We start from the raw sequence: 616 nt of genomic DNA, 5'->3' as shown, positions 1-616 counted from the left end.
TGTGCAAGGATACTTTTGAAAATAAGTCCCCAAATACACTTCTGAACTCAGGGAATACTTGGTCTAAAATGGCATGGAACTGTAATTTTGCTTGCATGCAAAGATCAGTTAGAGACTCGTGCTGTCTTGTAAGATTACGGAGGTTTAATAGTTGTAACCCTCTTTTCTTATGAGGTTGTAGTTCCTCCTTATAATACAGCTTACATAAATGATAAGCATCGATCGCATCAGTTTTGACCTTGCGTAAGCTTGATTTTTTCGCTTGATAAGAGATGAGTGGGTTTATCACAATATATAAGTAGTTTTGTTCTTCTAGAAACTGAGTAATTGGAGTCTGATAATGTCCAGTTGACTCCAAAACAACCGGAGGTTGTTTACCAGTTATACTTTCTACATTCTTGAGAAAGTGATGAAAAGTATCTAGTCCCTCACGAGTATGCGAAATACTAAAGCTTTTTCCGTATGGCTGACTCTTGTCTAAAAATGCTTGAACTTGACTTTCCCCTTTAGATACATCCAAACCAACAACTGGATTCATTGTATCGCTCCTTTTCAAGATAATTTGCCGGTAACCCCTAGTCCTGCTTGTAGTATCATAGCTTCGCTTGTTATACGG

Annotated in this window: 1 protein-coding gene; it reads right to left on the bottom strand. The window is 37.8% G+C overall.

All coding sequences use genetic code 11. The features are described 5' to 3' along the window. On the bottom strand, positions 1-538 hold a 538-nt coding region (locus ADS79_RS34005), incomplete at its 3' end, for an IS110 family transposase (RefSeq protein WP_152969590.1). Positions 539-616: the final 78 nt, after the last annotated feature.

Origin of the sequence: Brevibacillus reuszeri (assembly GCF_001187725.1) — a bacterium.
In the GTDB taxonomy this organism is placed as follows: Bacteria; Bacillota; Bacilli; order Brevibacillales; family Brevibacillaceae; genus Brevibacillus; species Brevibacillus reuszeri.
The sequence above is the reverse complement of the archived record's forward strand: the minus strand, read 5'-3'. Positions and strand labels throughout refer to the sequence as shown.